Origin of the sequence: Streptomyces fradiae (assembly GCF_041270065.1) — a bacterium.
In the GTDB taxonomy this organism is placed as follows: domain Bacteria; phylum Actinomycetota; class Actinomycetes; order Streptomycetales; family Streptomycetaceae; genus Streptomyces.
This window is the reverse complement of the sequence record NZ_CP065958.1, coordinates 6,480,050-6,504,443: the sequence shown is the minus strand read 5'-3', so window position 1 is coordinate 6,504,443 and position 24,394 is coordinate 6,480,050. Positions and strand designations below refer to the sequence as shown.

Genomic DNA, 24,394 nt, shown 5'->3' with positions numbered 1-24,394 from the left:
GTTATGCAGCTCCTTCAAGGGTGCGACCGTTGCCGGCGCGGTACTGCTCCCAGGTCCAGCCGAGCGTGCGGCGGGCCATGATGCCCACCGCGTGGCGGCGGTACCGGGCGGTGCCTCGGACGTCGTCGATCGGGTTGCAGGCGCCGGAGGCGAGCTCCGCGAACTGCTTCGCGATCGACGGGGTGATGATCTTGCCGTTGTCCCAGAAGCCGCCCTCTTCGAGCGCCGCGTTCAGGAACTCCTCGGCCGCGGTCGCGCGGACCGGGGTGGGGGCGGCGGAACCGATGCCGGTCCGCACGGTCCGGGTCTCCGGGTGGAGGGCGAGGCCGAAGGCGCAGACGGCGATGACCATCGCGTTGCGGGTGCCGACCTTGGAGTACTGCTGGGGGCCGTCCGCCTTCTTCACGTGGACGGTCTTGATGAGCTCGTCGGGCTCCAGCGCGTTGCGCTTCACGCCCTTGTAGAACTCGTCGATCGGGATGAAGCGGGTGCCGCGCACCGACTCGACCTCGACCTCGGCGCCCGCCGCGAGCAGCGCGGGGTGGGCGTCACCGGCCGGGGAGGCGGTGCCCAGGTTGCCGCCGACGCCGCCGCGGTTGCGGATCTGCGGGGAGGCGACCGTGTGCGAGGCGAGCGCCAGACCGGGCAGCTCCGCGCGGAGGCTCTCCATGATCTGGCTGTACGGGACGGAGGCGCCGAGCCGGACGTTCTCCTCGCCGACCTCCCAGTCGCGCAGCAGCTCGATCCGGTTGAGGTCCAGGAGGTACTCGGGACGCCGGTGGTCGAAGTTGATCTCGACCATGATGTCCGTACCGCCTGCGATGGGCACGGCCGTGGGGTGCTCAGCCTTGGCGGCGAGCGCCTCCTCCCAGCTGGCGGGGCGAAGGAAGTCCATGGTGGCTCTCTTCTTGTGCTTGCAGTGAACGGGGATTCGTCCGTACGGGTCCGGGGGGAACGGCCGGCGGCCCTGACGATCTCTTCATGTGCTGTTAACGCGTGGTGTGTGGCCTAGTACACAAGGCCCGGTCCCCCGTGTGCAGCCACCGAACACATGAAGCAGTTGGCTGGCTGCCACCCTCGTCTTGTAGATTCGAACGAAAGGCGGGAAACAGTAACCACTGCGTTTCCCCCTGGAAACGGTGGCACCACGCCACCGACCACAACGCGACACCCTTCGACGAGAACGGCGGCGAGACCATGCGGCTGCGCGCACTGCTGGAGAACGACGCGCTCGGGCTGCGCCTGCTCGGCGGCGAGGACGAGCTGGACCGCACCGTCCGCGGCGTGATGACGACCGACCTGAAGGACCCCAGCCGCTACCTTTCCGGGGGCGAGCTGGTCCTCACGGGTCTCGCCTGGCTCCGCGAGCCGGCCGACGCCGAGCCCTTCGTACGGATCCTCGCGAGCGCCGGAGTGGCCGGCCTCGCCGCCGGCGAGGCCGAGCTCGGCGACATCCCGGAGGACCTCGTACAGGCGTGTTCACGCCATCGCCTTCCGCTGTTCGGAGTCAACGAGTCCGTTGCGTTCGCGACGATCACCGAGCACGTTGTTCGACAGGTCTCCGGCGAGCGGGCCGGCGACCTGGCCGCCGTGGTGGACCGGCACCGGCGCCTGATGACCTCCGGACCGGCCGGCGGCGGCCCGGAGGCCGTCCTGGACCTCCTGGGCACCGACCTGGACCTCCGGGCCTGGGTGCTCTCCCCCACCGGGCGCGGCATCGCGGGCGCCGGCGAGCCCCTGGACGCCTCGCTCGCCGCCACCCTGGCCGGTGAGCACCTGGCCGCCACCCGCACCGGCCGGCGCGGCCCGCACCGGCTCACCGTGGCCGGAACCGCCTACTCGCTCTTCCCGATCCGCAACACCGGGCGCGGCGCCGCGCCCGCCGCCCGCGACGTGCGCGAGACGGTGCTCTCCGACTGGCTGCTCGCCGTCGAGGCCGACGCCGGCGACTGGCCGGCCGCCCGGCTCGACCTGCTGCAGGGCGTCACCCAGCTGATCGCCGTCGAGCGCGACCGCCGCGACGCCGCCCGGACGGTACGCCGCCGGCTCGCCCAGGAGGTCCTGGAGCTGGTCCAGACGGGCGCCGCGCCCGCCGAGATCGCCGCCCGCCTCCGGGTCGCCGCGCCCGTGCTGCTGCCCGGCCTGGGCACCGCCCCGCACTGGCAGGTCGTGGTCGCCCGCGTCGAGTGGGACCAGGAGCCCGGGCAGAACGCCGTCGACAGCGGCCCCGTGGCCCAGGCGCTCCTGGAGGAGATCCTGGTCGACCCGGCCACCGCCGGCGCCGACTCCGCCGACCGGATCGCCGTCGCGCACAGCGGCGACGAGGCCATCGCCCTCGTACCGCTGGCCGCCGCGCCGCTGCCGGACAGCGAGGACGACCTGCCGCCGGTCACCCTCGGCCTGCACGCCGACGCGCTGCTCGACGCCGTCCGCGCCCCGCTCTCCGCCGGCCTCGCCGACGACGGGCGGCTCACCCTCGGCGTCAGCGCCGCCGTGCACTCCGCCGAGGGGCTGCGCGGCGCCCTGGAGGAGGCCCGGCACGCCCGCCGGGTCGCCGCCGCCCGCCCGGGCCGGGTCTGCGCCGCCGGGCACCACGAGCTGGCCTCGCACGTCCTCCTCCTGCCGTTCGTCCCGGACGACGTCCGCCGCGCCTTCACGGCCCGGCTCCTGGACCCGCTGCGCGACTACGACCGGCGCCACCGGGCCGAGCTCATCCCGACCCTGGAGGCCTTCCTCGACTGCGACGGCTCCTGGACCCGCTGCGCCACCCGCCTCCACCTGCATGTGAACACGCTGCGCTACCGGGTGGGCCGGATCGAGCAGCTCACCGGCCGGGACCTGTCCCGGCTGGAGGACAAGCTCGACTTCTTCCTGGCGCTCCGGATGAGCTGACCGAATGAGCTGATCGGGTGAATCCGCGGTTCCGCCGCGGGGATTCATCTCATCGGGTGATCAAGCGACCTGACGGGGCGGCAGTGACGAGCCGCCCCGTCCCGCTTGCCGCCGCGCTCCGGGCCCCCGCCTCTTTGTGAAAACTTTCACCTACCCCCTTGGCCCGTGCCCCCGTTCGTGCTGAGATGCCGTCCTACTCACAGCTCGATGGCGTGCTCGGGGAGGGCAATGTGGCGTACGGCCGGGGAACCCCACTGGAGACCGCGATCTGGAGGCTTCGCTCCCGCGGCTGCTGGACGGACGCCGCCGAACTCCTCGCCCCCCGCGCGACGGAACCCGCCGCCGCCCTGGAACGGGCGGCCCTCCTGATCGAACGCTGTCTCTACACCGAACAGGGCTGGGCCGAGGCCGAGGAGGCGCTGCGCGCCGCCGAGGCGGTCGCCCGCACCGACGAGGAACGCGGGGCGGCGGCCTGCGAACGCGGGCATCTCGCCTACGCGTCGACCCTGCTCGGGGTACGGGACCGGGCCGACGAGGCCCGCGCGGCGCTCGGCCGGGCCGCCGCGCTCGTCGGCACCGACACCGCGGGCCGGGCCCTCCTGGACTACCGGCGCGGACTGGTCGCGCAGAACCTCGGCGACTCCCCGCAGGCCGCCCGCGCAGCCCTGCGCCGCGCCCACGCGGGCGCCACCGCCCACGAGGACGCGCTGCTGCTCTCCTCGACCTGGCGGCATCTCGCCGGACTTGCCCTGCGCGAGGGCGAGTTGACGGAGGCGCGGCACGGCTTCGCCGAATCCCTGCGGATCCGCGAGGAGTTGGGCTACCTGGTCGGTACGGCCCCGGCCCTCGCGTCGCTCGCGGCCACCGAGACCGAGCCCGAGGCTGGCCGGCTGCGCGCCGAGGCGGGCCGCCTCTTCCGTCTCCTGGGCGGCGTACCGACGTGGCTGGCGGCCCAGTTGACGCCGCGGCCGGCGATCTGAGGGCGGGGCGCGGGTGCCGTTCCGGTGACCGCATTCGGGACTGCATGATTTACGGCGCGGTCGGGTCCGGCCAGGATCAAGGACCTCCATTCCGCGCCACAAATCACGCTTTACGTCCCGAACGCGGCCCCCTGCACGTCCCCCGCGCCCCTCAGCTCGTCGGTCGTCCCAGGCCGGTGGGTGGGGTCAGCTCCTCTGTTCCAGCCGTATCAGCGCCTCGTCCAGGCCGATGATCAGCGCGCCGTCGTCCGTCACCGCCACCGCGCGGACCGGGGGGCCCGGGCGGAAGGAGAGGTGGGTGCGGCGGTCGACGTCGTGGAGTTCGACCGTGCCGTCGGCCCAGGCGGCGGCGAGGATCGGGCCGTGCGGGGTCTCGGTCGCGGCGAGGGAGACCACCGGGGCGCGGCGCTCGGCGAGCGGGCGGGGGTCGGCCTCGTTGCCGGGGGTCCAGCGGCGCACCGCGCCGTCCGTGCCGCCGCTGCACACGAACGGCGTCGCGGACTCGACCGCGGCGACCGCCGTGACCCGGCCGCTGTGCAGGGCCGCCTGGTGCAGCCCGGTCAGGCCGAAGGCGTGTACGGACCCCAGCCGGTCCCCCACCACCACGGACCCGGCGATCGCGGCGAGCGCCGTGCCGGGGTGCCGGCTGAGGGTGGTGGAGACGGCCTCGGTGAGCCGGTGCAGATACGGGGCGCGGGGCTCCCGGCCGCGTACGGTGTGCAGCCGGCCCCGCTCGTCGAGCAGCAGCACCGTCCCGTCGGGCGCGGGCGCGAGGGCGGTGACCCGCCCGGTGACCGGGTGGTCGAGCCGCCCGAGCGGCCGGGCGTCGGTGGCGGCGAGCAGCCGTACGGTGCCGCCCAGGTCGGCGGCGAGCAGGGTGCCGCCCTGTACGGCGAGCGCGCCCACCGGCCCGGGCCAGGGCGGGGCGACGTCCCCGGTGACCCGGGTCCAGCGCACCCGCCAGGGCGCGGGCGCGGCCAGCTCCTCCAGGGCGGGCCGCAGCCGCGGGTCGGCGCCGTCGCCGAGGACGCCGAGCAGCACGAGGGCCCGGTCGGCGGGGGTGCGGGCCGCGCAGAGCGCCTGCCCGGCGCGCAGCCAGGCGGTGCGGAGCCCGCCGTGGGCGTCGCCGGGGTCGCTCTCGTAGCCGGTGGTGACGGCGACGGGGTCGACGGCGCAGACGAGGGCGGGGTCGGAGAGCCCGCTGCCGAGGGAGGGGGCCGGCGGGGGACTTTCCTGCTCCTCGTCCTCGACCTCCGCGTCGACGACCGTCACCCGGCCCTCCGCGAGCAGCGCGTACGCGGCCGTCCCGGGGCGCGCCTCGACGACCACCCGCACCCGGCCGAGCCGGGCCAGGTCGGCCACGAGGGCGGCGACGGCCGCGGGCTCGGCGGCGGCGTGCAGCGCGGGGAGCAGCAGCACGGTGCGCGCGGTGCGGCCGGTCTCGCCGGTGGCGAGGGCACGGACGAGGTCGCCGGGCGAGGCGGCCACGACCCCGAGGTGGTCGGCGACGGCCCAGGCGGTGCCGAGCGCGGTGCGCCCGGTCAGCGGGATGAGCGCGCGGGCGCTGCGGTGCCGCCCGGCGGCCCGGGGGCCGTGCGCGGCGAGCCAGTCGAGCAGCCCGGGGCCTCCGGTGACGAGGCAGAGGCGGGGCGCGTCGGGGTCGGTGAGCCAGCCGAGCAGGGCCGCGGCCCCGGGGCGCTCCGCGCGGACGGACGGCATGGACACCTCTCGGTCGGTCGCGGGTCGGCGCGGTTCGAACGGAGTAACAGGCTGACACTGTCGACCTTAGTCGTCAGTGCTGCGCTCCGGTGAAGTGCTCCCGTACGAGTGAGGAGACGACCGCCAGATCCTGGGCGATCAGGGCGTCGAGGAGGGCGGTGTGCTCGGCGGCGTCGGCGACGAGTTCGCCGTGGCGCAGGGCGGGGGCGCTGACGAGCGGCCACTGGGAGCGGCGGTGGAGGTCGTCGGCGACGGCGAGGAGCTGTTCGTTGCCGGCGAGGGCGAGGACGGCGCGGTGGAAGGCGCGGTCGGTCTCGGCGTAGTGGGCGCGGTCGCCGCGGGCGGCGGCGGCGCCGGTGGCCTCGGCGAGCGGGCGGAGTTCGGCCCAGCGTTCGGCGGGCACGGTGCGGGCGAGCCGGAGCATGACGGGGACCTCGATGAGGGCGCGGACCTCGGCGAGTTCGGCGAGTTCGCGGGGGGTGCGTTCGGTGACGCGGAAGCCGCGGTTGGGGACGACCTCGACGGCGCCCTCGGTGGCGAGCTGCTGCATGGCCTCGCGGACCGGGGTGGCGGAGACGCCGAAGCGTTCGCCGAGGGCGGGGGCGGAGTAGACCTCGCCGGGGACGAGTTCGCCGCCGACGAGGGCGGTGCGCAGAGCCTGGAGGATCTGGCCGCGGACGGAGTGCCGGCGGACGGCGCGGGGCTCGCCGAGACCGGGGGCCGGGGGCTCGCTGTGGGTGTGTTCGCCGCGGGCGGTCTGCTCGGGGACCCGGGCGGGTGCCGGGTCGCCGTACGCCGTGGGGGCGGGGCGGCCGGTCGTCCGCCCGCGTGTGCTGCCCTGCTCCACCGGGGTCCTCCTGCGCCGTCGTGCCGGGCCCGGCTCGCGGTGCCGGGGTCCCCCGTGCACGATAGGCGGACGGCGTCGCAGTTCAAACACCGCACCGGTCGGGTAAGGTAAGGCTAACCTGCTAACGATCGTGATTCGGTGGTCCCGCATGGCCGTGCCCGCTCTGCTGCCGTCGCCCTCCGCCTCGCCCGTCGCCGCCGCCTACGCACGGCTCGCCGAGGTCTTCACCGGTCTGCGCGTGGACGAGCTCGCCGGGGACGAACGGCTGCCGCGCGGACCGGGCTGGGTGACCGCGGAGGAGCTGGGCGCCGGCGGGGACGGCCTGAACGCCTTCCTCGCCTGGGACGAGGCCCAGGTGCTGCGGGACTACAAGCGGGCCGCCCGCCCGGACGTGGTGGCCGGCTTCGGTCTGCACCGGTACGCGTGGCCGGTGTGTCTGCTCGTGACGCTCCCCTGGTTCCTGCACCGCCGGGTGCCCCGGCTGCCGGCCCGGGAGCTGTCCTTCCAGCGGGCGCTCGGGCGGATCGCGGTGCGGGTGGAGGAGTTCTGGTGCCTGCCGGGGGATCCGCTGGCGGAGCTGCCCGGCGCCCGCGTGGTGGCGGACGAGGAGGCGCTGCGCGCGGCGGCGCGGGACGCGCTGGCCGAGCACTTCGAGGCGGTGCTCGCGGGCTTCGGGCCGCGGATGCGGCGGGGCCGGCGGGCGCTGTGGGGGATGGTGACCGACGAGGTCGTCGAGAGCCTCTGGTACATCGCGGCGCTGCTCGGCGAGGAGGACCGGGCCCTGGCCGACCTGGAGCGGCTGATGCCGGGGACGGCGCGCCCGTACGTGGGGACGGCGGGCTTCCGGGAGCTGCCCGGCTCCGCGGAGGCCTGCGGCGGCGCGGCGCGCGCGACCCGTGACCGGGTCACCTGCTGCTTCTTCTACACGCTGCGCCCCGAGGACACCTGTCTGACCTGTCCCCGTACGGCCGACCCGGAGCGGGTTCGCCGGCTCGCCGCGACCGGCTGACCCTCCCCTCGGTCACACCACCCGCAGGGGTGGTCGCATTCGAACGCAACTCCGCTCTCCCGTGCGACAGTTCGACCAGATCGCACCTATTCGTATGCCGTGCGACCCCAATGGCGTGCTCTTGTCCCGAAACCCCGTGCCCGCCTCGCGCGGTCGGCCAATATGGGCCGCCGTATCGCCCTCTCTGCGAGACGACATGCGAGACGACAAAGGGACACCGCATGAGACTGACCGACATATCGCTGGACTGGCTGCTTCCGGGCGGCGTCATGGTGGCGGGAGTCCTGACGGCGGTGGCGGTGCTCGCGCGCGGGAAGCGCGCCGCTGACCAGGCCGCGGCCGACGACTCCTGGGAGCGCAGCGAGGAACGCCGCAGACGCAAGGAGGCCGTCTACGGCACCGCCTCCTACGTGCTGCTCTTCTGCTGCGCCGCGGTCGCGGCGGCGCTCTCCTTCCACGGGCTCGTCGGCTTCGGCCGGCAGAACCTCAACCTCACCGGGGGCTGGGAGTACCTGGTCCCGTTCGGTCTCGACGGCGCCGCGATGTTCTGTTCGGTGCTCGCCGTCCGCGAGGCCAGCCACGGTGACGCGGCGCTCGGCTCGCGCCTCCTGGTGTGGATGTTCGCGGGGGCCGCGGCCTGGTTCAACTGGGTGCACGCGCCGCGCGGCATCGACCACGCGGGCGCCCCGCAGTTCTTCGCGGGGATGTCCCTGTCGGCGGCGGTCCTCTTCGACCGGGCCCTGAAGCAGACCCGGCGGGCCGCACTGCGCGAGCAGGGCCTGATCCCGAGGCCGCTGCCGCAGATCCGGATGGTCCGCTGGCTGCGGGCGCCCCGGGAGACCTTCGGCGCCTGGTCGCTGATGCTCCTGGAAGGCGTACGGACGCTGGACGAGGCCGTGGACGAGGTGCGCGAGGACCGGCGGGAGAAGGAGCAGAACCGGATCCGCCGGCGGGAGCAGGCCAAGCTGGACCGGGCGCGCCTGAAGGCGATAAACCGGCAGCACCGGGCGTTCGGCCGGGCCGGCCGCCAGGTCGACGTGGCGGCCCTCGGCGCGGCCGGTGGCGGCGGTGCCGGTGTGGGCTCCGCGACGGGGCCGGTGCCGGCCGCCGTCGCGGAGCCCGCCATAGCCGACCCCGGACAGCTGCCGCTTCGCTCCCGACCCTCCCTGCAAGCCGTCAAGGGCGCTGAGCCGCGCACGGGCGAGTCCCGGACGGTGGACCTCACCGCCGAGGACGACACCCAGGCGCTGCCGCGTCTCGACTCCCTGGAACGCAAACTCGCGGACCTGGAACAGCAGTTCGGCTGAGCTGCATCTCTTGAACGGCGGGGCCGACCGAGGATTCCTCGGGCGGCCCCGCCGTTCAGTCCGTCCCGGACAGTTCGAACCAGACGACCTTGCCCACGCCGTGGTTCTCCACGCCCCAGGAGTCGGCGAGGGCCTGGACCAGGACCAGACCGCGTCCGTGCGTACCGTCGTCGGCGTGCGGTACCCGCGGGCTGTCGAGTCCGGACACGAAGTCCCGTACCTCGACCCTGAGTTGTCCGGGGAGCACGGTGGCGGTGACGACCGCGCCGTGCTCGGTGTGGACGAGCGCGTTGGTCACCAGCTCGCTGGTGAGGAGTTCGGCGACGTCGGAGGCGCCCGGCGCGCCCCACGATCCCAGCATCGCGCGCAAGGCATGCCGTACCTCCGGTACCGCGGTGAGATCCGCGCATCCCACCTTTCTGAGCAGTTGAGTCGGCTTGGTCGCCTCCCCGGCCATATCCCCCACCCCGTCGTCGCGTCGAACAGGCTCACGGGGATGCATGCCCGGCTGGGAGGGCGGCATTCATCGGTGTGCGCGGACCGTCAGGACCTCGTGCCTCAGGGGCGCGGGACGTTGCGCAGGTTGGACCGGGCCAGCTGGAGCATCCGGCCCACTCCCCCGTCGAGCACGATCTTGCTGGCGGACAGGGCGAATCCGGTGACCATCTCGGCGCTGATCCTGGGCGGGATGGACAGCGCGTTGGGGTCGGTGACGACGTCCACCAGCGCCGGGCCCTTCTGCTTGAAGGCGTCCTTGAGGGCGCCCGCGAGCTGCTTGGGCTTCTCGACCCGCACCCCGTAGGCGCCGGCGGCGCGCGCGATGGCGGCGAAGTCGGGGTTCTTGTTGGTGGTTCCGTACGAGGGCAGTCCGGAGACCAGCATCTCCAGTTCGACCATGCCGAGCGAGGAGTTGTTGAAGACGATCACCTTCACCGGCAGGTCGTACTGGACCAGGGTGAGGAAGTCGCCCATGAGCATGGTGAATCCGCCGTCGCCGGACAGCGACACGACCTGCCGGCCGCGGTCGGTGAACTGGGCGCCGATGGCCTGCGGCAGCGCGTTGGCCATGGAGCCGTGGCTGAAGGAGCCGATGATCCGGCGGCGTCCGTTGGGGGTGAGATAGCGGGCGGCCCACACGTTGCACATGCCGGTGTCGACGGTGAAGACGGCGTCGTCGTCGGCGAGTTCGTCGAGCACGGAGGCGACGTACTCGGGGTGGATGGGCACGTGCTTCTCGACCTTGCGGGTGTAGGCCTTGACCACGCCCTCCAGGGCGTCGGCGTGCTTCTTCAGCATCTTGTCGAGGAAGCGCCGGTCGGTCTTGGCGCGGACCCGCGGGATGACGCAGCGCAGGGTCTCGCGGACGTCGCCCCAGACGGCCAGGTCCAGCTTGGAGCGCCGGCCGAGCCGCTCGGGCCGTACGTCGATCTGGACGATCTTCACGTCGTCGGGCAGGAAGGCGTTGTACGGGAAGTCGGTGCCGAGCAGGATCAGCAGGTCGCACTCGTGGGTGGCCTCGTAGGCGGCGCCGTAGCCGAGCAGTCCGCTCATGCCGACGTCGAACGGGTTGTCGTACTGGATCCACTCCTTGCCGCGCAGCGCGTGGCCGACGGGCGACTTCACCCGCTCGGCGAACTGCATGACCTCGGCGTGCGCGCCCGCGGTGCCGCTGCCGCAGAACAGCGTCACCCGTTCGGCGGAGTCGATCATCCGCACGAGGTCGTCGATCTCCGCGTCGCCGGGGCGGACGGTGGGCCGGGCGGTGACGAGTGCGCTCTGGGCGGCCTTCTCGGGGGCCGGCTGGGCGGCGATGTCGCCGGGCAGCGAGACCACGCTGACGCCGCCCTGGCCGACGGCGTGCTGGATCGCGGTCTGCAGCAGCCGGGGCATCTGGCGCGGGTTGGAGATCAGCTCGCTGTAGTGGCTGCACTCGCGGAACAGCTGGTCGGGGTGGGTCTCCTGGAAGTAGCCGAGGCCGATCTCGCCGGACGGGATCTGGGAGGCGAGGGCGAGCACGGGGGCCATCGAGCGGTGCGCGTCGTACAGGCCGTTGATGAGGTGGAGGTTGCCGGGGCCGCAGGAGCCGGCGCAGGCGGCGAGCCGGCCGGTGATCTGCGCCTCGGCGCCGGCCGCGAACGCGGCGACCTCCTCGTGCCGTACCTGGATCCAGTCGATGGAGCCGTTGCGGCGGATGGCGTCGACGACGGGGTTCAGGCTGTCGCCGACCACGCCGTAGAGACGCTGGACGCCGGCGCGCACGAGGATGTCGACGAACTGTTCTGCGACGTTCTGTTTGGCCATGGATCCATCAACCCATGGGCGCCTCGGTTGTGCCCTTTCAGTTACGCCTCCCAGACGGCGACGCCGGTGCGGTCGTCGGCGTAGCCGGTGACGCGCAGCTGGGTGTCGGCGAGGAAGGCGGCGAGGCCGGGGGGTTCGGCGGCGGACCAGCGGGCGGCGAGTTCACGGGCGAGGGCGGGTTCGCCGCGCATGGGTTCGGCGAGGCCGTGGGAGGCGAGCAGCAGGGTGTCGCCGGGCTGGGCGACGGAGGCCCGGAAGCGGAACGGTTCGGCGGGCGGCGGCAGCGGGTCCTCGACGTAGGGGCGGCCGGGGGCGTCGGCGACGCCGAGCCGCATGGTGAGCCGGTCGCCGTCCTCGCCGGCCTCGGGGAGGTCGTACCCGGCGGGGTCGTCCTCGCCGAGCACGGTCCGGGCGGGGGGCACGGGCCGGGAGCCGTAGCCGACGACGGGTGCGCCGACGGTCGCGGCGGGTTCGGGGAGCAGCGGCTCGATGTCCTGCCAGGAGCCGTCGCGGAGCCGGAAGAGGCCGCCGGTGCCGATGCCGAAGAAGATCCGGGTGCGGCACTCGGGGTCGGCGGAGAGCAGCAGGCAGCGCAGGCCCGCGGTGTACTCCTCGGGGTCGAGGTCGCGTTCGGCGGCGCGGGAGCGGAGCTTGCCGTAGGTGCGGTCGGTGAGCCGGTGCAGTCCGGACTTGAGGTCGCCGCGGCGGCCGGCCCGGATGTCCTCGGAGAGCCGGGCGTGGCTGCGGCCGACGGACTCGGCGATCCAGCGACAGGCGTCGGCGGCGGCGAGGTGGGTGTGGTCGGAGCCGCGCCGTCCGGCGGCGACGGCGACGAGCACGAGGGCGGTCTCGTCGTGGCCGAAGCGGGCGGTGAGCAGGGCGTCGCGGCGGGGTTCGCCGCGGAAGCGGGCCGAGTCGCCGCGGACGGAGACGGCGCGCAGGGTGTAGCCGCCGTAGCGGGCGCCGTCGAGCACGGTGTCGGCGACGAGCCCGTCGAGTTCGCCGGGCCGGGCGGCGGGCAGATGGGTCGGCTCGGGGTCGTAGGTGGGCGGCCGGGTTCCGACGTGTCCGGTACGGGGCCGGGGCGCGGGGACCTGCACGGTCGGCGTGGGCGGCGGCTCGGTGGCGGCGGCCGGCAGCAGGTCCGGCAGCAGGTCCGGTACCGGCTCCGGGTCCGGGGCGAGGCGCGGGTCCCGGTCGGCCGGGGCCGCGGGCGGCGGCGGGGCCGGGAGCCCGGTCGTGGTCGCCGCGGCGGAGTCGTAGCGCTCGTCGAGGCTGTCCGGCGTGGGCGCGGGTGCGGTGTCCTGCGCGTCCTCGTCGTACAGCTTGTCCCACCAGTTGCTGTCCCCCTGCTGAGTCATGCCCTTATTGTCCACCGCACAGGGCGTCAGAAAACGGGACATCGGGAAAAGCTCTGGTCCGAAAGAGTGGTCCGCCGGACGACCCCACCCCCCACGGGAAGGACGCCCGGCGGACCGGCGTGATCAGCGCACGTCGTAAGCGCGGATCACGGTCTGGGTGACGGAGTTGCCGTGGGCGTCCGTCAGTTCGGTTTTCAGGGTGACCTGCTTGCCGCCGGCGCCCGCGTGGTCGACGGTCGCGGTCCAGGCCTCGCCCTGGTGGGTGACCCGCGCCTCGGTCCAGGTGGTGCCCCCGTCGTAGGAGTACGCGAGGGTGGCAGAGGCGATCGCGGCGGGGGTGTAGCCCGCGTGACCCGTCACGCCGAGGCCGATGTGCTGGCCGTCGGTGGCGGCGAGGGTCTTGAGTCCGTCCTCCGGAAGGTCGTACCGGGGGAAGAGAATGGGGATGCTCTGAGAATAGACGCTCTCGTCGAGCTTCGAGGTGAATTCCCACACGGAGTTGACGGAGGTGGAGCGGGCCCAGGCCCGGTTGCCGATCTTCATGACGTTCTGTTCGAGGGTGTACGTGCCGGGCTCGGCCGGCACCTCGAAGACGCCGAACGGCCAGCCGGTGGTGCCGATTTCCTTACCGTCCCTGCGCAGCGTCAGGTTGCCGATGTCGCCGAAGGAGCCGGGCTCGGCGTGGTGGCTGCGGTCGCCCCACATCGCGTCGGCGAAGCCGATGAGGTCGCCCTGGCGTTCGGCGACGAGGACCGGCGCGCCGGCGGCGTCGCGGGGGGCGGTGGGGGCGATGACGTCGTCGTACCAGGTCTCGGTGCGCCGCTCGCCGGCGGTGTAGGCGTGCCGGTCGCCGACCATCAGTTCGCCGAACGGGAAGCTGCTGCCGATCAGGGACTGCCAGACGGTGTCGCCGGGCGTGTGGTAGTCGGTGCGGGTGCCCGGGGCGGGGATGCTCTCCAGCGAGCCGAAGGAGATCGCCTGGCCGTCGGGCCGGTGGGCGGCGGGGAACTCGACGAAGTCGGTGGCGGTGCCGGCCGAGCCGAGGCGGGTGTCGGTGCGGCCGAGGGCGCCGTCCTTCACCCGGTAGGTGCGGGCGTCGCGGATCGGGCCGGTCTCGGGGAAGGCGAGGCTGTAGGTGTACGGGCTCCTGGCGGTGGCCCGCCAGGCGAGGGTGACCTCGCCGGCGGCGAGCCGTTCGGTCAGCCGGGCGGCCTCGTCCGCGGGCACGGAGAGGACGGGCAGGCCGAGGCCGGTGAAGCCGCCGGTCGGATACCAGCGGCCGGGGGCCTGGTGGTAGGTGAGGACGGCGAGCGCGCCGGCCGTCTTGGCGTTGCGGGCCAGGGTGCCCGCGGCGGTGCTGTCGTCGGGCAGCCGGACCAGCGCGATCCGGTCCTTGACCTGGGCGGCGGCGAGTTCGTCGGGGGTGCCGGTGCCCGCGTCGACGAGCCGGGCGGAGCCGGTGCCGTCGAGGTTGTCGGAGCCGGTGGACGCGGTCAGCGGATGCAGGTCGAGGCCGTCGGTGGTGCGCAGTTCGCCGATCTGCGGGGCGGCGGCGCGCCAGTAGCTGCCGAACTCGAAGCCGCCGTCCTCGGCGCGGCCTTCGACGGAGGCGTAGTAGCCGCGGATGGTGCGCGGTCCGGCGGCGGTGCCGGCGTGCAGCCAGGTGTCGTCCCAGGAGCGGGCGAACGCGAGGGTGGCGCCGCGGAGTTCGGTCGGCTGCTGGGTGCGCACGGTGAGGCGGTGGGCCTTGCGGGCGTCGAGGACGACCGTGGTGTCCCGGGTCAGGTTCAGCTGTGGCCGGGCCAGGTAGCTGATCGAGTCGTTGAGGACCGTGCTGCCCGCCGGGGCGTCCGCGTCGGGGGTGGTGACGAAGGAGGAGAGGAAGTAGCTGCCGGCGCGCAGACGGTAGACCTGGTCGCCTGCGCCCTCGTTGAAGCGGCGCTCGCCGGAGGCGTCGTCGGTGCCGATGACGTCGAGCGAGGACGCGCCGGCGGCGGGGTTGCCCTGACGGTCGATCAGTTTGACGCGCAGGGAGACGGTTTCGGCCTCGACGTACAGCGCGAACGGGGTGGAGACGTGCACGCCGCCGGGGCCGGTGGCGACCACGCGGCCGGTGACGTCGCCGTACTGGGCACGCTCCAGGCGGGCGGTGGGGTCGATGGCGAGGGGGACCTGGACGGTGGCACCGGCCGGGACGGTGACGGTGCCCTTGCCGAGGCGGGCGACGCCGGAGCGGACGGCGGAGCCGTCGTTGCCGGTGACCCGCTCGACGGCGAGGGAGAGGGTGACGGGCTTGTCGCCGGTGTTGGTGTAGGGGACGGAGACGGTGGTGCGGTCGCCCTTGATCTGCGGCCAGCCGTAGCTGCCGGCCTGGACGGCGGGGGCGCCGAGGACGGTCTGGCCGGTGGCGGCCTTGACGTCGAGGCGGCCGCCACCGGTCTCGCGGGCGTCGCCGGGGATGCCGCTGTCGGCGGAGGAGACCAGGGCGGCCTTGATCTGCCGGCCGGTCCAGTCGGGGTGGCGCTGCTTGACGATCGCGGCGGCGCCCGCGACGTGCGGGGTGGCCATCGACGTACCGGACATCGACTGGTAGGCGTAGACGCCCCGGCCGCCGGCCGCGGCGGCGGAGATGCCGACGCCGGGGGCGGTGATCTCCGGCTTGAGGGTGTGGGCGGCGTTGGCCGTGGGCCCGCGGCTGGAGAAGTACGCGGTGGAGTCGTCGCGGTCGACGGCGCCGACGGTGAGCACGCTCGGCGCGCAGCCCGGGGCGGAGACGGTGTTGTTGCCGGGGCCGGTGTTGCCGGCGGCTATGACGAACAACGTGCCCTTGCTCCGGGCGAGTTGTTCGGTGGCCTGGCTCATCGGGTCGGTGCAGTCGGTCTGCGAGGGGTCGCCGAGGCTCATGGACACGACGTCGGCGCCCTGCGCGACGGCCCATTCCATGCCGGCGATGATCCAGGAAGTGGCGCCGGAGCCGCCGTCGTTGAGCACCTTGCCGTTGAGGAGTTCCGCGCCGGGCGCGACGCCCTTCTTCTTGCCGCCGCTCGCGGCGCCCGTGCCGCCGACCGTGGACATGGTGTGGGTGCCGTGGCCCTGGCGGTCACCGACGGTGGCGGAGTCGGTGAAGTTCTCCTGGGCGACGATCCGGCCCTTCAGGTCGGGGTGTTCGGCGTCGGCGCCGGTGTCGAGGACGGCGACCTTCGTGCCGGAGCCGTCGTAGCCGGCGGCCCAGGCCTCGGGGGCGTGGACCTGGGTGGTGGAGCGTTCCAGGGTGGCCTGGACCTTGCGGTCGAGCCAGAGCTTCCGGAGACCGGTGGCGCTGCGGGCGGCCGGGGCCTCGACGTCCTTCCAGAACGCGGCGGCCTGCTTCTTGTCGGCCTTCAGCGCGACGCCGTCGACGGTCTTCAGGACCTGGCCGCGGGTGGCGCCGCGCGGTGCGGGCGGCGCGGAGCGGGCGGTCGCGAGGTCGGCGCCGTAGACGGCGATGAGCGGCAGGGTGGCGGAGGCGGTGTCGTCGTAACCCTGCCGGATCAGACCGGTGACGTTGAAGAGCTCCTCGTCGACGCGGCCGGCGGCGAGGGCGCTGGTGGCGCCCTCGGGGTAGACGTAGAGGTCCCGGCCCGAGCGGCGGGTCTGCACGAAGGGCACGGTGCCGTCCTCGCGAGGCAGCGCGGCGGCGGCCGGGGCGCCCGCGGCGTCCCGGGTCACCACGACCCGGTCGCCGGTGACGAGGGTGACCGTGACGGGCCGCTGCCCGGCCCGGGCGGCGGCCTCGCTGCCGACCAGCGGTCGCTCGCCGGAGCCGGTGCTGGAGCCGGTGCCGGTGCCGGTGCTGGTCGTCCGGGCGTCCTGCGGCGCTGCGGCCGCGGACGCCGCGACCGCGGTGACGGCCAGGACGGCGGCGGTCGCCGCCCCCAGGGCCGTACGCGAAATCGGGCGCATCGCTCTCCCCATCTGAATCCGGACATGCGGGCATCGGCGCATAAGCGCATAAGACGCCCATGTCCGGAGGCTGTTGGTGCTGCGGTGGCGCCACATTGGCAGAGGTGAGGGTGGTGCAGGCAGGATGGGCGAGGCGGGAATGCGCCGTGGCCGATTCCCGCCAGAGCACCGACGGAACGAACGCGTCCGGTGGACGTCCGGAAATTCCCGGGTCGTCCCGGGACGTCCGCGCGAGGGGTGGGACAGCGATGCTGGCAGCGATAGGTCTCGACGAACGGCAGGAATCCGCCTACCGCGCCCTGGTCGCCATGGGCGCGGCCGAGGTCTCCGACCTGGCCCACCGGCTCGCGCTGCCGGAGACCGACACCGAGCGGGCGCTGCGCCGCCTGGAGGCGCAGGGCCTTGCCGCGCAGTCCTCGGCCCGGATCGGGCGCTGGGTCGCCGCCCCGCCCGGGGTGGCCCTCGGCGCGCTGCTCACCCAGCAGCGGCACGAGCTGGACCAGGCCGAGCTGGCGGCGGCGCTGCTCGCCCAGGAGTACCGGGCGGAGGCCACGGAGCCGCCCGTGCACGACCTGGTCGAGGTGGTGACGGGCGCCGGGGCGGTCACCCACCGCTTCCTGCAGCTCCAGCTCGGCGCCACCCACGAGGTGTGCGCCCTGGTCACCGGAAAGCCGATCGCCGTGTCCGGGATGGAGAACGACGCCGAGGCGCTGGCCGCCGAGCGCGGGGTCCGCTACCGGGTGGTCATCGAGCGCGAGGTGCTCTCCCTGCCGACCGGCCTGGTGGAGCTGTCGGCGGCGCTCGGCCGCCACGAGCAGATCCGGGTGGTGGACCGGGTGCCGACCAAGCTGGTGGTGGCCGACCGCCAGCTCGCGATGGTCCCGCTCACCGGCCGGGGCGCCGAGCCGGCCGCGCTCGTGGTGCACGCGAGCGGGCTCCTGGAGTCGCTGATGGGCCTGTTCGAGTCGGTGTGGCGGGACGCCCTGCCGCTGCGCCTCGGCGCGGGCGCGCAGATCACCGAGGACGAGGTGCCCGGCCCGGACCCGACCGATCTGGAGATCCTCAGCCTGCTGCTGGCCGGGATGACCGACGCGAGCGTCGCCAAGCAGCTGGACCTCGGGCTTCGCACCGTGCAGCGGCGGGTGAAGGGCCTGATGGAGCTGACCGGGGTGAGCACCCGGCTGCAGCTCGGCTGGCACGCGTACGAGAAGGGGTGGGTGGCCCGCAGGTGAGCCGGGGCCGTATGGCAGGGTGAGCCCGGCCCGGCCGTGAGCGCCGGCCCGTCGCATCACCCCTCCCCCGCACGTCACCCCTCTGGAGTACCGCCCATGAACGGAAGGCGCCGTCGCGCCCTGCTGGCCACCGTCACCCCGGTCCTCGAGCCCGGGGAGCGGGTGGAGGTGACGGCGATCGTGGGCCTGAGCACCGTGTCCGTGCGGCGGACGGCGGCGTTCGGCATCGCGTCGGCGATCGCGAGCGGCGGGACGGTGTCGGTGATCCCGGCCCCGGTGCCGCACTATCTGGCGATGACCGACCGCCGGCTCTTCGTCTTCCGGGCGGACCCGACGTTCGCGGAGCCGGTGGAGCACACGATGACGATCCAGCGGGAGGGTCTGTTCCGGTCGGAGATCAAGGAGCGGATCCTGAACTCGTCGTTCGTGCTGTCGTCCCCGTACAGCGAGACGCAGCTGAAGCTGATCTTCCCGCTGATCAGCCGGAAGGAGCGGCAGCTCGTCGCGGCGGCGATCCCCGCGACCGGCACCGTGACCGGCTGACGTTCGGGTCCCTCGCCCCCGTCCCCCGTACGTATCGCTTGACCTGCGGGAACGCCGGGCCTCCGGCACCCTGGGCAAATGGGTGTGTGGCAGCTCCTGCTGATCGCGATGGTGATGCTGCTCGGCCTGTTCGGGGTGATGACGCCCGGCGTGCCGGGAACGTGGCTGGTGTGGGCGGCGATGCTGTGGTGGGCGCTGCACGAGCAGACCGGCCTCGCCTGGATCCTGCTCGTCTCCTCCACCGGCCTGCTGCTGCTCACCCAGGTGGTGGTCTGGCAGCTGCCGCCCCGCCGGTTCCGGGGCGTCGGCATCACGCGGCGGATGGTGGCGTACGCGGGGATCGGCGCCTTCCTGGGCTTCTTCCTGATCCCGGTGCTCGGCGCGATCCCCGGCTTCGTCGGCGGCGTCTACCTCTCGGAGCGCCTCCGCCTGGGCGGCCACGGCCAGGCCCGTGCCGCCACCCGCACGGTGATGCGGGCGGCGGGCACGAGCGTGCTGGTGGAGCTGTTCTCGTGTCTGCTGATCGTGGGAGCGTGGGCGGGGGCGGTGATCTGGGGCTGATGTCGAGGAGGTCGGGTGCGATGGCCGGCGGCATGCGGGACTTCGACGGTTTCACCGAGGCCGAGCGGGCCTATCTGCGCACCCAGCGCCTCGGGCGGCTGGCCACGGTCGACCCCTCCGGCCAGCCGCAGGCCAACCCGGTGGGCTTCTTCCCGCAGGAGGACGGCACGGTCCTGATCGGCGGCGCCGCGATGAGCCGCACGAAGAAGTGGCGCAACCTGCGGACGAACCCGCGGCTCGCCCTGGTCGTCGACGATCTGGCGACCGTCCGCCCCTGGCGGGTGCGGGGCGTGGAGATCCGGGGGGAGGCGGAGCTGCTCGTGGGGCCGTACTTCAGCGAGGAGGTGATCCGGATCCATCCGCGCCGGATTCACAGCTGGGGCCTTGAGGACTTCCAGGCGCGCTAGCCGCGCAGGTAGCGGGTGGCGTACGAGCGCCAGGGGCGCCATTCCGGGTGGTCCGGGAGGCCCGGGGACGGGACGTCGGGGTCGGCGAGGGCGCGGGTGCGGATGACGGCGACGGCCTCGGGGCCGACGCTGGGGACGGCGGCCAGGGCCGCGGCGGAGGCGTCGCGGTCGGCGCCCGGGTCGAGGCGGACCGTGCCGTCGGCGAGGGCGGTGGCCAGCGGGCCGGCGACCGGGTGGCCGGTGAGCGCGGCGGGCTCGGGGAAGACATGGGTGAGCGTGCCGCAGGGGGTCTCCAGGGGCGTGCCGTACGCCTCCACGAGCCGCGCGGCCTCGCCGGGGCCGACGAGGGTGCGCAGCGCGAACTCCTCCGGTTCGGCCGCGCCCGGGGACCGTACGCCGGGGCGGGCGGCGACCTCGGCGGCGAGGCGGGGGTCGGCGCCGAGGCGTTCGGCGACGGCGTACGGGTCGGCGTCCAGGTCGAGCAGCCGGCGCAGCCGCTGGACGGCGGTGGTGAGGTCGCGCAGTTCGGTGGGGTGGATCCGGGCCTCCAGCCACCGGCCGGCGCGGCCGGGGGCGCGCTCGTCGACGGAGACGATCCCGGTGCCGTACGGCAGGCGCAGGGTGCGCCGGTAGGTGCGGGCGCCGGGCGCGCCGACGACCTCCTCGACACCCGGCAGCGCCTCCGCGGCGAGCAGGTCGAAGACCTCCCCCGTCGCGTACGGCCCCCGGTGCGCGAGCCGCAGCGGCACCCCGGCGGCCAGCGCGGTGCGCGGCCCGGCGCCGGTCCCGGTGCCGGATTCGGCGCGCAGTTCGGTGGGGGTGCGGGCGTAGACGGCGCGGATGGTCTCGTTGAACTGGCGGACGCTCGCGAACCCGGACGCGAACGCGATCTCGGTGACCGGCAGGGCGGTGGTCTGCAGCAGCAGGCGCGCGGTGTGCGCCCGCTGCGCCCGGGCCAGCGCGACCGGCCCGGCGCCGAGCTCCGCGGTGAGCTGCCGCTGCACCTGCCGGGCGCTGTACCCGAGCCGCCCGGCCAGGCCGGGCACCCCCTCCCGGTCCACCACCCCGTCCCCGATCATCCGCACCGCCCGCCCGACCACGTCCGCGCGCACATTCCACTCGGCGGACCCCGGCACGGCATCCGGCCGGCATCGCCGGCAGGCCCGGAACCCGTGCCCCTGCGCGGCCGCGGCGGTCGGGAAGAAGCTCACGTTCCGCCGCTTCGGCGTGACGGCCGGGCAACTGGGCCGGCAGTAGATACCGGTGGTGGCCACCGCGAAGAAGAACACCCCGTCGAAGCGGGCGTCCCGGCTGCTGACCGCCTGGTAGCGGGTGTCCTCGTCCAGCTGCGCGAGCTGTCCGCCCTGCCCGAGCCGCCCGGTCTCCGTGTCCGTCATGTCCTCCAGTGTGCGGGACCGGGAGGCCCGTGACTGGCGGTTTTCGGACACGGAAACCGGGCCCCGGGCCGGCAGGCCCGGGCTCGGGCCTGGGCCCGTCAGCGCAGCTGGCCCCGCTTCGCGTCCATCGCCGCCCGGCCCTCCGCGCCCTTGCGCTTCCAGTCCTTGCGGATCTCGGCGCGGACGCGGGCGTCGGTCTTGGCGACCAGGCGCTGGTTCTCGCGGATGAGCTTGCGGTAGCTGTCGAGGCGCCGTTCCGGGAGGGTGCCGTCGGCGATGGCGGCGGTGACGGCGCAGCCGGGTTCGGACTCGTGGGCGCAGTCGTGGAAGCGGCACTCCGCCGCCAGGTCCTCGATCTCGGCGAAGACCTGGCCGACGCCGGCCTCGGCGTCCCACAGGCCGACGCCACGGAGGCCGGGCGTGTCGATGAGGACGCCGCCGCCGGGGAGCACCAGCAGATTGCGGGTGGTCGTGGTGTGGCGGCCCTTGCCGTCCATGTCGCGGATGGCCTGGACGTCCATGACGTCCGTGCCGAGCAAGGTGTTGGCGAGGGTCGACTTGCCGGCACCGGAGACGCCGAGCAGCACGCTCGTGCCGCCCGCCGTGACCGCGCGCAGCACGTCGAGGCCGTCCCCGGTCAGCGAGCTGACCGGCAGCACCTGCACCCCGGGGGCGACCGTCTCGACGTCCTCGACCAGGTACGACAGACCCACCGGGTCCGGCACCAGGTCGGCCTTGCTGAGGACGACGAGCGGCTGCGCGCCCGATTCCCAGGCGAGCGCCAGGAAGCGCTCGATCCGCCCGAGGTCGAGTTCGACGGCGAGCGACACCGTGATGATCGCGTGGTCCACGTTGGCGGCGAGGACCTGGCCCTCGGACCTCTTGGAGGAGGTGGAGCGGGCGAAGGTGGTGCGGCGCGGCAGATACGCCCGTACGTAGCGGGGGTCGCCGGCCCCGTCGGGGTCGACGGCCGCCCAGTCGCCGGTGCAGATCACCCGCAGCGGGTCGTGCGGCACGACGAACGCGGTGTCGGCGCGCACGACGCCCTCGGGCGTGACGACATCGCACTGGCCCCGGTCGACCCGGAGGACCCGGCCGGGCAGCAGACCCTGTGCCGCGTACGGCGCGAAGGCCGCGGCCCAGGCGTCGTCCCAGCCGTAGGCGAGCAGCGAGGAGAAAGAGAGAGAAGAAGAACGGAAAGAGGACGGGAGAGACAAGGGGGACCCTTCAAAGGGGTGGCCCCGGCGGCTGCCTACGGCAGCGCGTGAGAGAAGAGGTCAGCCGGTGGCCACGGAAGTGGGGTGGACGATCATCGGATTGAGGGCACGGCCCTTCGTGACGACAGCCATCGGTCACACCTCCTGGTCACAACACATGCTCGGCGGAAACGCACTTGAGCGCTCTTCGGCACCGCTCTCCCGAGCGGTGTGCACCACCGTAGCGGGCACCCTCGCGAGCGCGCCACGCATTTAACGCGCCACGCATTTAACGCGCCACGCGTTCAGCGCGCCGACACCCTCCGCGCCGCCGTGTCCGATCCGTACAAGACGCCGCTCCCCCGCCCCTCCTAGCCTGCGGCCATGGACACCAACCGAAGCCGCACCACCGACTCCCCCGCCTCCACCGGCTCCCCCTCCTCCCCCACGCCCCGGCTCGACGTGATCGGGATCGTCACCGCCGACATGGCCGCCTCCCTCGCCTTCTACCGGCTGCTCGGCCTGGACGTCCCGGCCGGTGCCGAGAGCGCGCCGCACGTGGAGGTCGCGCTGCCCGGCGGGATGCGGGTGCTGTGGGACACCGAGGACGTCATGCGGTCGTTCGACCCGGCGTGGACGCGGCCGCCGGGCGGCGGGGAGCGGGTCGCGCTCGCGTTCCGGTGCGCCGATCCGGCGCAGGTCGACGCGGTGTACGAGAGGCTGACCGGCGCCGGTCACCGCGGGCATCTGAAGCCGTGGGACGCGGTCTGGGGGCAGCGGTACGCGGTCGTGCTCGACCCGGACGGGACGGGCGTGTCGCTCTACGCGGACCGCAGCCCCGCCACGTAACCGCCGATCGTCAGTCCGGTCAGCGCCCGCATCTCGCGCGCGAGGTGCGCCTGGTCGACGCAGCCCGCGCGCGGGGCGGCCTCCGCCGCCGGGACGCCCGCCGTGACGAGGGCGAGCGCGCGCTGGAGGCGCAGGATCCGGGCGAGCGTCTTCGGGCCGTACCCGAAGGCGGCCAGGGAGCGGCGGTGCAACTGCCGTACCCCGATCCCGAGCTCGTCGGCCGCCGTCCCGACCGGGAGTCCGGCCCGCAGCCGGGCGACGACGGCCCGCAGCAGCGGGTCGGGCGCGGGCGCGTCGGCGGCCCGCCGCAGCACCAGGTCCTCCAGGGCGGCCGCCCGGTCCGCCGCCCCGCTCACCCGGTCGGCGAGCCGTCGCGCGACCCGCGGGCCCCACAACTCGGCCAGCTCCACCCGCTCGTCGCGCACCGCGCTCGCCTCGACGCCGAGGACGCCGGCCGCCTCGCCCGGCGCGAACCGCACTCCCGCGTACTGCGCGGCGGGGCTCCGGGGCACGTACGCCCGGGTGTCGGGCCCCGCGACGAGCAGCCGTCCGTCCGCCCAGATCAGGTCCATGCATCCGTCGGGCAGCACGGGCCGCGTCCCCGGGTCCGCGGCGTCGGCCGCCGCCCCGGGTTCCCGCCGCCAGACGACGGCTCCGGCGAGCCGCGCGGGCCGTTCCTCGTACACCTCACCAGGGTAGGCCGAGCCCGCCCTGCAGCGGCCGCTACTCCTTCTCCCACCCCGCATGCAGCCGGGACTTCACGTCGTCCGGCGGCAGGAACTTCGACCAGCGCTCCGGGAACTCCGAGGGCATGTCGGGGTCGTCCTCGTCCACGTCCTCGGCCTCCGCGCGCAGGCGGGCGACGAGGTCGGCGGCCTGGGCGGCGCGGGCGCGTTCGGTGGCCTCGCGGGCGCCGGCGGTGGCGACGGAGGGCCAGACGCGGTCGATGGCGGCGTTGACGGCGGCGCCGACGAGGACCGCGAAGGCGGAGATGCCGATCCAGAGGAGGACGGCGATGGGGGCGGCGAGGGAGCCGTAGATGGTGGGGCCCTCGACCTGGCTGGTGAGGTAGATGCGCAGCAGGAAGCTGCCGAGCACCCACATGGCGAGGGCGACGAGCGCGCCGGGGATGTCCTCGATCCAGGGGGAGCGGACGGGCACGGACACGTGGTACAGGGTCGTCAGGAAGGCGATGGAGAGCAGGATGACGGTGGGCCAGTAGAGGACCGAGACGACTTCCGTGCCCCAGGGGATCAGCTCGACGATGCGGTCGGGGCCGACGACCGCGAGCGGCAGCACGATGGCGCCGATGAGCAGCGCGATGATGTAGAGGAGCAGGGCGAGGAGCCGGGTCTTGACGATGCCGCGGTGCCCGTCGAGGCCGTACATCACGGTGATGGTGTCGATGAAGACGTTCACCGCGCGCGAGCCGGACCAGAGGGCGATGGCGAAGCCGAGGGAGATCAGCTCGGGCCGTTTGCCCTGGGTGATGTCGTCGAGGAGGGGTTCGGCGATCTCGCGGACGCCGCGGTCGGAGAGGACCGTGCCGGCGGCGTGCAGGATGTTCTCCCGGATGCTGGCGACGGTGTCGGTGTTGGTCCAGTCGTCGGCGTAGCCGAGGACGGCGATCAGGCCGAGGAGCAGCGGCGGCAGGGACAGCAGGGTGAAGAAGGCGGCTTCGGCGGCGAGGCCGAGGATGCGGTACTCGATGCACGAGTTGACCGTGTCCTTGAGGAGCAGCCAGACCATCTTCCGCTTGGAGACGTTGCGGTAGAGGACGCGCGCGCGGTGGAGCTTGCTCCAGGGCCGCCGCTCGGGCCGTTCGGGTGTTTCGTTTGCTGCCTGCACCTC

General features: G+C 74.2%; 20 protein-coding genes. 9 read left to right on the top strand and 11 right to left on the bottom strand.

All coding sequences use genetic code 11. From position 1 onward, the window contains the following. Position 1: 1 nt before the first annotated feature. On the bottom strand, positions 2 to 895 hold the full coding sequence (locus JAO84_RS29510) for a xanthine dehydrogenase family protein subunit M (protein WP_265867916.1): 894 nt from the start codon (positions 893 to 895) through the stop codon (positions 2 to 4). A gap of 302 nt (positions 896 to 1,197) precedes the next feature. Between JAO84_RS29510 and JAO84_RS29505 the strand changes: the two genes are divergently transcribed. Both JAO84_RS29505 and JAO84_RS29500 read left to right on the top strand, forming a co-directional pair. Continuing rightward, positions 1,198 to 2,892 (top strand): PucR family transcriptional regulator, encoded by a 1,695-nt coding sequence (locus JAO84_RS29505; protein WP_370415549.1) that lies wholly within the window; start codon positions 1,198 to 1,200, stop codon positions 2,890 to 2,892. A 212-nt stretch (positions 2,893 to 3,104) separates the two neighbouring features. Beyond that, positions 3,105 to 3,872, top strand: a complete 768-nt coding sequence (locus JAO84_RS29500) for a hypothetical protein (protein ID WP_370416894.1) — start codon at positions 3,105 to 3,107, stop codon at positions 3,870 to 3,872. Between the two features lie 186 nt (positions 3,873 to 4,058). On the opposite strand, the gene JAO84_RS29495 is transcribed toward JAO84_RS29500, so the two are convergent. Together JAO84_RS29495 and JAO84_RS29490 are read right to left on the bottom strand one after the other, a co-directional pair. Then, positions 4,059 to 5,591 carry a WD40 repeat domain-containing protein gene (locus tag JAO84_RS29495; protein ID WP_370415548.1) on the bottom strand — a complete coding sequence of 511 codons (1,533 nt, stop codon included), beginning with the start codon at positions 5,589 to 5,591 and terminating at the stop codon, positions 4,059 to 4,061. 73 nt (positions 5,592 to 5,664) lie between these two features. Continuing rightward, positions 5,665 to 6,438, bottom strand: coding sequence for a GntR family transcriptional regulator (locus tag JAO84_RS29490; protein ID WP_370415547.1), 774 nt, complete (start codon positions 6,436 to 6,438; stop codon positions 5,665 to 5,667). A gap of 148 nt (positions 6,439 to 6,586) precedes the next feature. On the opposite strand from JAO84_RS29490, the gene JAO84_RS29485 reads away from it, so the two are divergent. Both JAO84_RS29485 and JAO84_RS29480 read left to right on the top strand, forming a co-directional pair. Continuing rightward, a complete protein-coding gene (locus JAO84_RS29485) occupies positions 6,587 to 7,447 on the top strand; it encodes a (2Fe-2S)-binding protein (RefSeq protein ID WP_370415546.1) in 861 nt (286 codons plus the stop codon). Between the two features lie 221 nt (positions 7,448 to 7,668). Next, positions 7,669 to 8,754: a DUF2637 domain-containing protein gene (locus tag JAO84_RS29480; RefSeq protein WP_370415545.1), complete on the top strand. Its 1,086-nt coding sequence runs from the start codon at positions 7,669 to 7,671 to the stop codon at positions 8,752 to 8,754. Between the two features lie 55 nt (positions 8,755 to 8,809). Here JAO84_RS29480 and JAO84_RS29475 read toward each other — a convergent pair whose 3' ends face one another. The 4 genes from JAO84_RS29475 to JAO84_RS29460 all read right to left on the bottom strand — a co-directional run bounded on the left by JAO84_RS29475 (position 8,810) and on the right by JAO84_RS29460 (position 16,358). Then, positions 8,810 to 9,211: an ATP-binding protein gene (locus JAO84_RS29475; RefSeq protein WP_370415544.1), complete on the bottom strand. Its 402-nt coding sequence runs from the start codon at positions 9,209 to 9,211 to the stop codon at positions 8,810 to 8,812. Positions 9,212 to 9,312: 101 nt separating this feature from the next. Beyond that, a complete protein-coding gene (locus tag JAO84_RS29470) occupies positions 9,313 to 11,055 on the bottom strand; it encodes a pyruvate dehydrogenase (RefSeq protein ID WP_370415543.1) in 1,743 nt (580 codons plus the stop codon). A 41-nt stretch (positions 11,056 to 11,096) separates the two neighbouring features. Continuing rightward, a complete protein-coding gene (locus JAO84_RS29465) occupies positions 11,097 to 12,416 on the bottom strand; it encodes a protein phosphatase 2C domain-containing protein (RefSeq protein ID WP_370415542.1) in 1,320 nt (439 codons plus the stop codon). Positions 12,417 to 12,539: 123 nt separating this feature from the next. Continuing rightward, positions 12,540 to 16,358, bottom strand: coding sequence for a S8 family serine peptidase (locus JAO84_RS29460; RefSeq protein WP_370415541.1), 3,819 nt, complete (start codon positions 16,356 to 16,358; stop codon positions 12,540 to 12,542). A gap of 248 nt (positions 16,359 to 16,606) precedes the next feature. Between JAO84_RS29460 and JAO84_RS29455 the strand changes: the two genes are divergently transcribed. The 4 genes from JAO84_RS29455 (at position 16,607) to JAO84_RS29440 (ending at position 19,101) form a co-directional block, all read left to right on the top strand. Next, a complete protein-coding gene (locus tag JAO84_RS29455; protein WP_370415540.1) occupies positions 16,607 to 17,590 on the top strand; it encodes a helix-turn-helix domain-containing protein in 984 nt (327 codons plus the stop codon). A 96-nt stretch (positions 17,591 to 17,686) separates the two neighbouring features. After that, complete coding sequence (locus JAO84_RS29450) at positions 17,687 to 18,133, top strand: hypothetical protein (protein ID WP_370415539.1); 447 nt, start codon at positions 17,687 to 17,689, stop codon at positions 18,131 to 18,133. A 78-nt stretch (positions 18,134 to 18,211) separates the two neighbouring features. Next, entirely contained in the window at positions 18,212 to 18,694 is a 483-nt protein-coding gene (locus tag JAO84_RS29445) for a DUF456 domain-containing protein (RefSeq protein ID WP_265867927.1), read from the top strand. Between the two features lie 32 nt (positions 18,695 to 18,726). Continuing rightward, positions 18,727 to 19,101: a PPOX class F420-dependent oxidoreductase gene (locus JAO84_RS29440; protein ID WP_370416893.1), complete on the top strand. Its 375-nt coding sequence runs from the start codon at positions 18,727 to 18,729 to the stop codon at positions 19,099 to 19,101. On the opposite strand, the gene JAO84_RS29435 is transcribed toward JAO84_RS29440, so the two are convergent. Next, the gene (locus tag JAO84_RS29435) at positions 19,098 to 20,498 is read right to left on the bottom strand and encodes an AlkA N-terminal domain-containing protein (RefSeq protein WP_370415538.1); all 1,401 of its coding nucleotides are present in this window, start codon (positions 20,496 to 20,498) and stop codon (positions 19,098 to 19,100) included. The genes JAO84_RS29440 and JAO84_RS29435 overlap by 4 nt on opposite strands. A gap of 98 nt (positions 20,499 to 20,596) precedes the next feature. Then, positions 20,597 to 21,715, bottom strand: coding sequence for a ribosome small subunit-dependent GTPase A (rsgA, locus tag JAO84_RS29430; protein WP_370415537.1), 1,119 nt, complete (start codon positions 21,713 to 21,715; stop codon positions 20,597 to 20,599). 363 nt (positions 21,716 to 22,078) lie between these two features. Between rsgA and JAO84_RS29425 the strand changes: the two genes are divergently transcribed. Beyond that, entirely contained in the window at positions 22,079 to 22,543 is a 465-nt protein-coding gene (locus JAO84_RS29425; RefSeq protein ID WP_370415536.1) for a VOC family protein, read from the top strand. Here JAO84_RS29425 and JAO84_RS29420 read toward each other — a convergent pair. Then, positions 22,516 to 23,229 (bottom strand): helix-turn-helix domain-containing protein, encoded by a 714-nt coding sequence (locus JAO84_RS29420; RefSeq protein WP_370415535.1) that lies wholly within the window; start codon positions 23,227 to 23,229, stop codon positions 22,516 to 22,518. The two genes, JAO84_RS29425 and JAO84_RS29420, sit on opposite strands and share 28 nt — an antisense overlap. Positions 23,230 to 23,266: 37 nt before the next feature. After that, a complete protein-coding gene (locus tag JAO84_RS29415) occupies positions 23,267 to 24,391 on the bottom strand; it encodes a YihY/virulence factor BrkB family protein (protein WP_265867933.1) in 1,125 nt (374 codons plus the stop codon). Between the last annotated feature and the right edge of the window lie 3 nt (positions 24,392 to 24,394).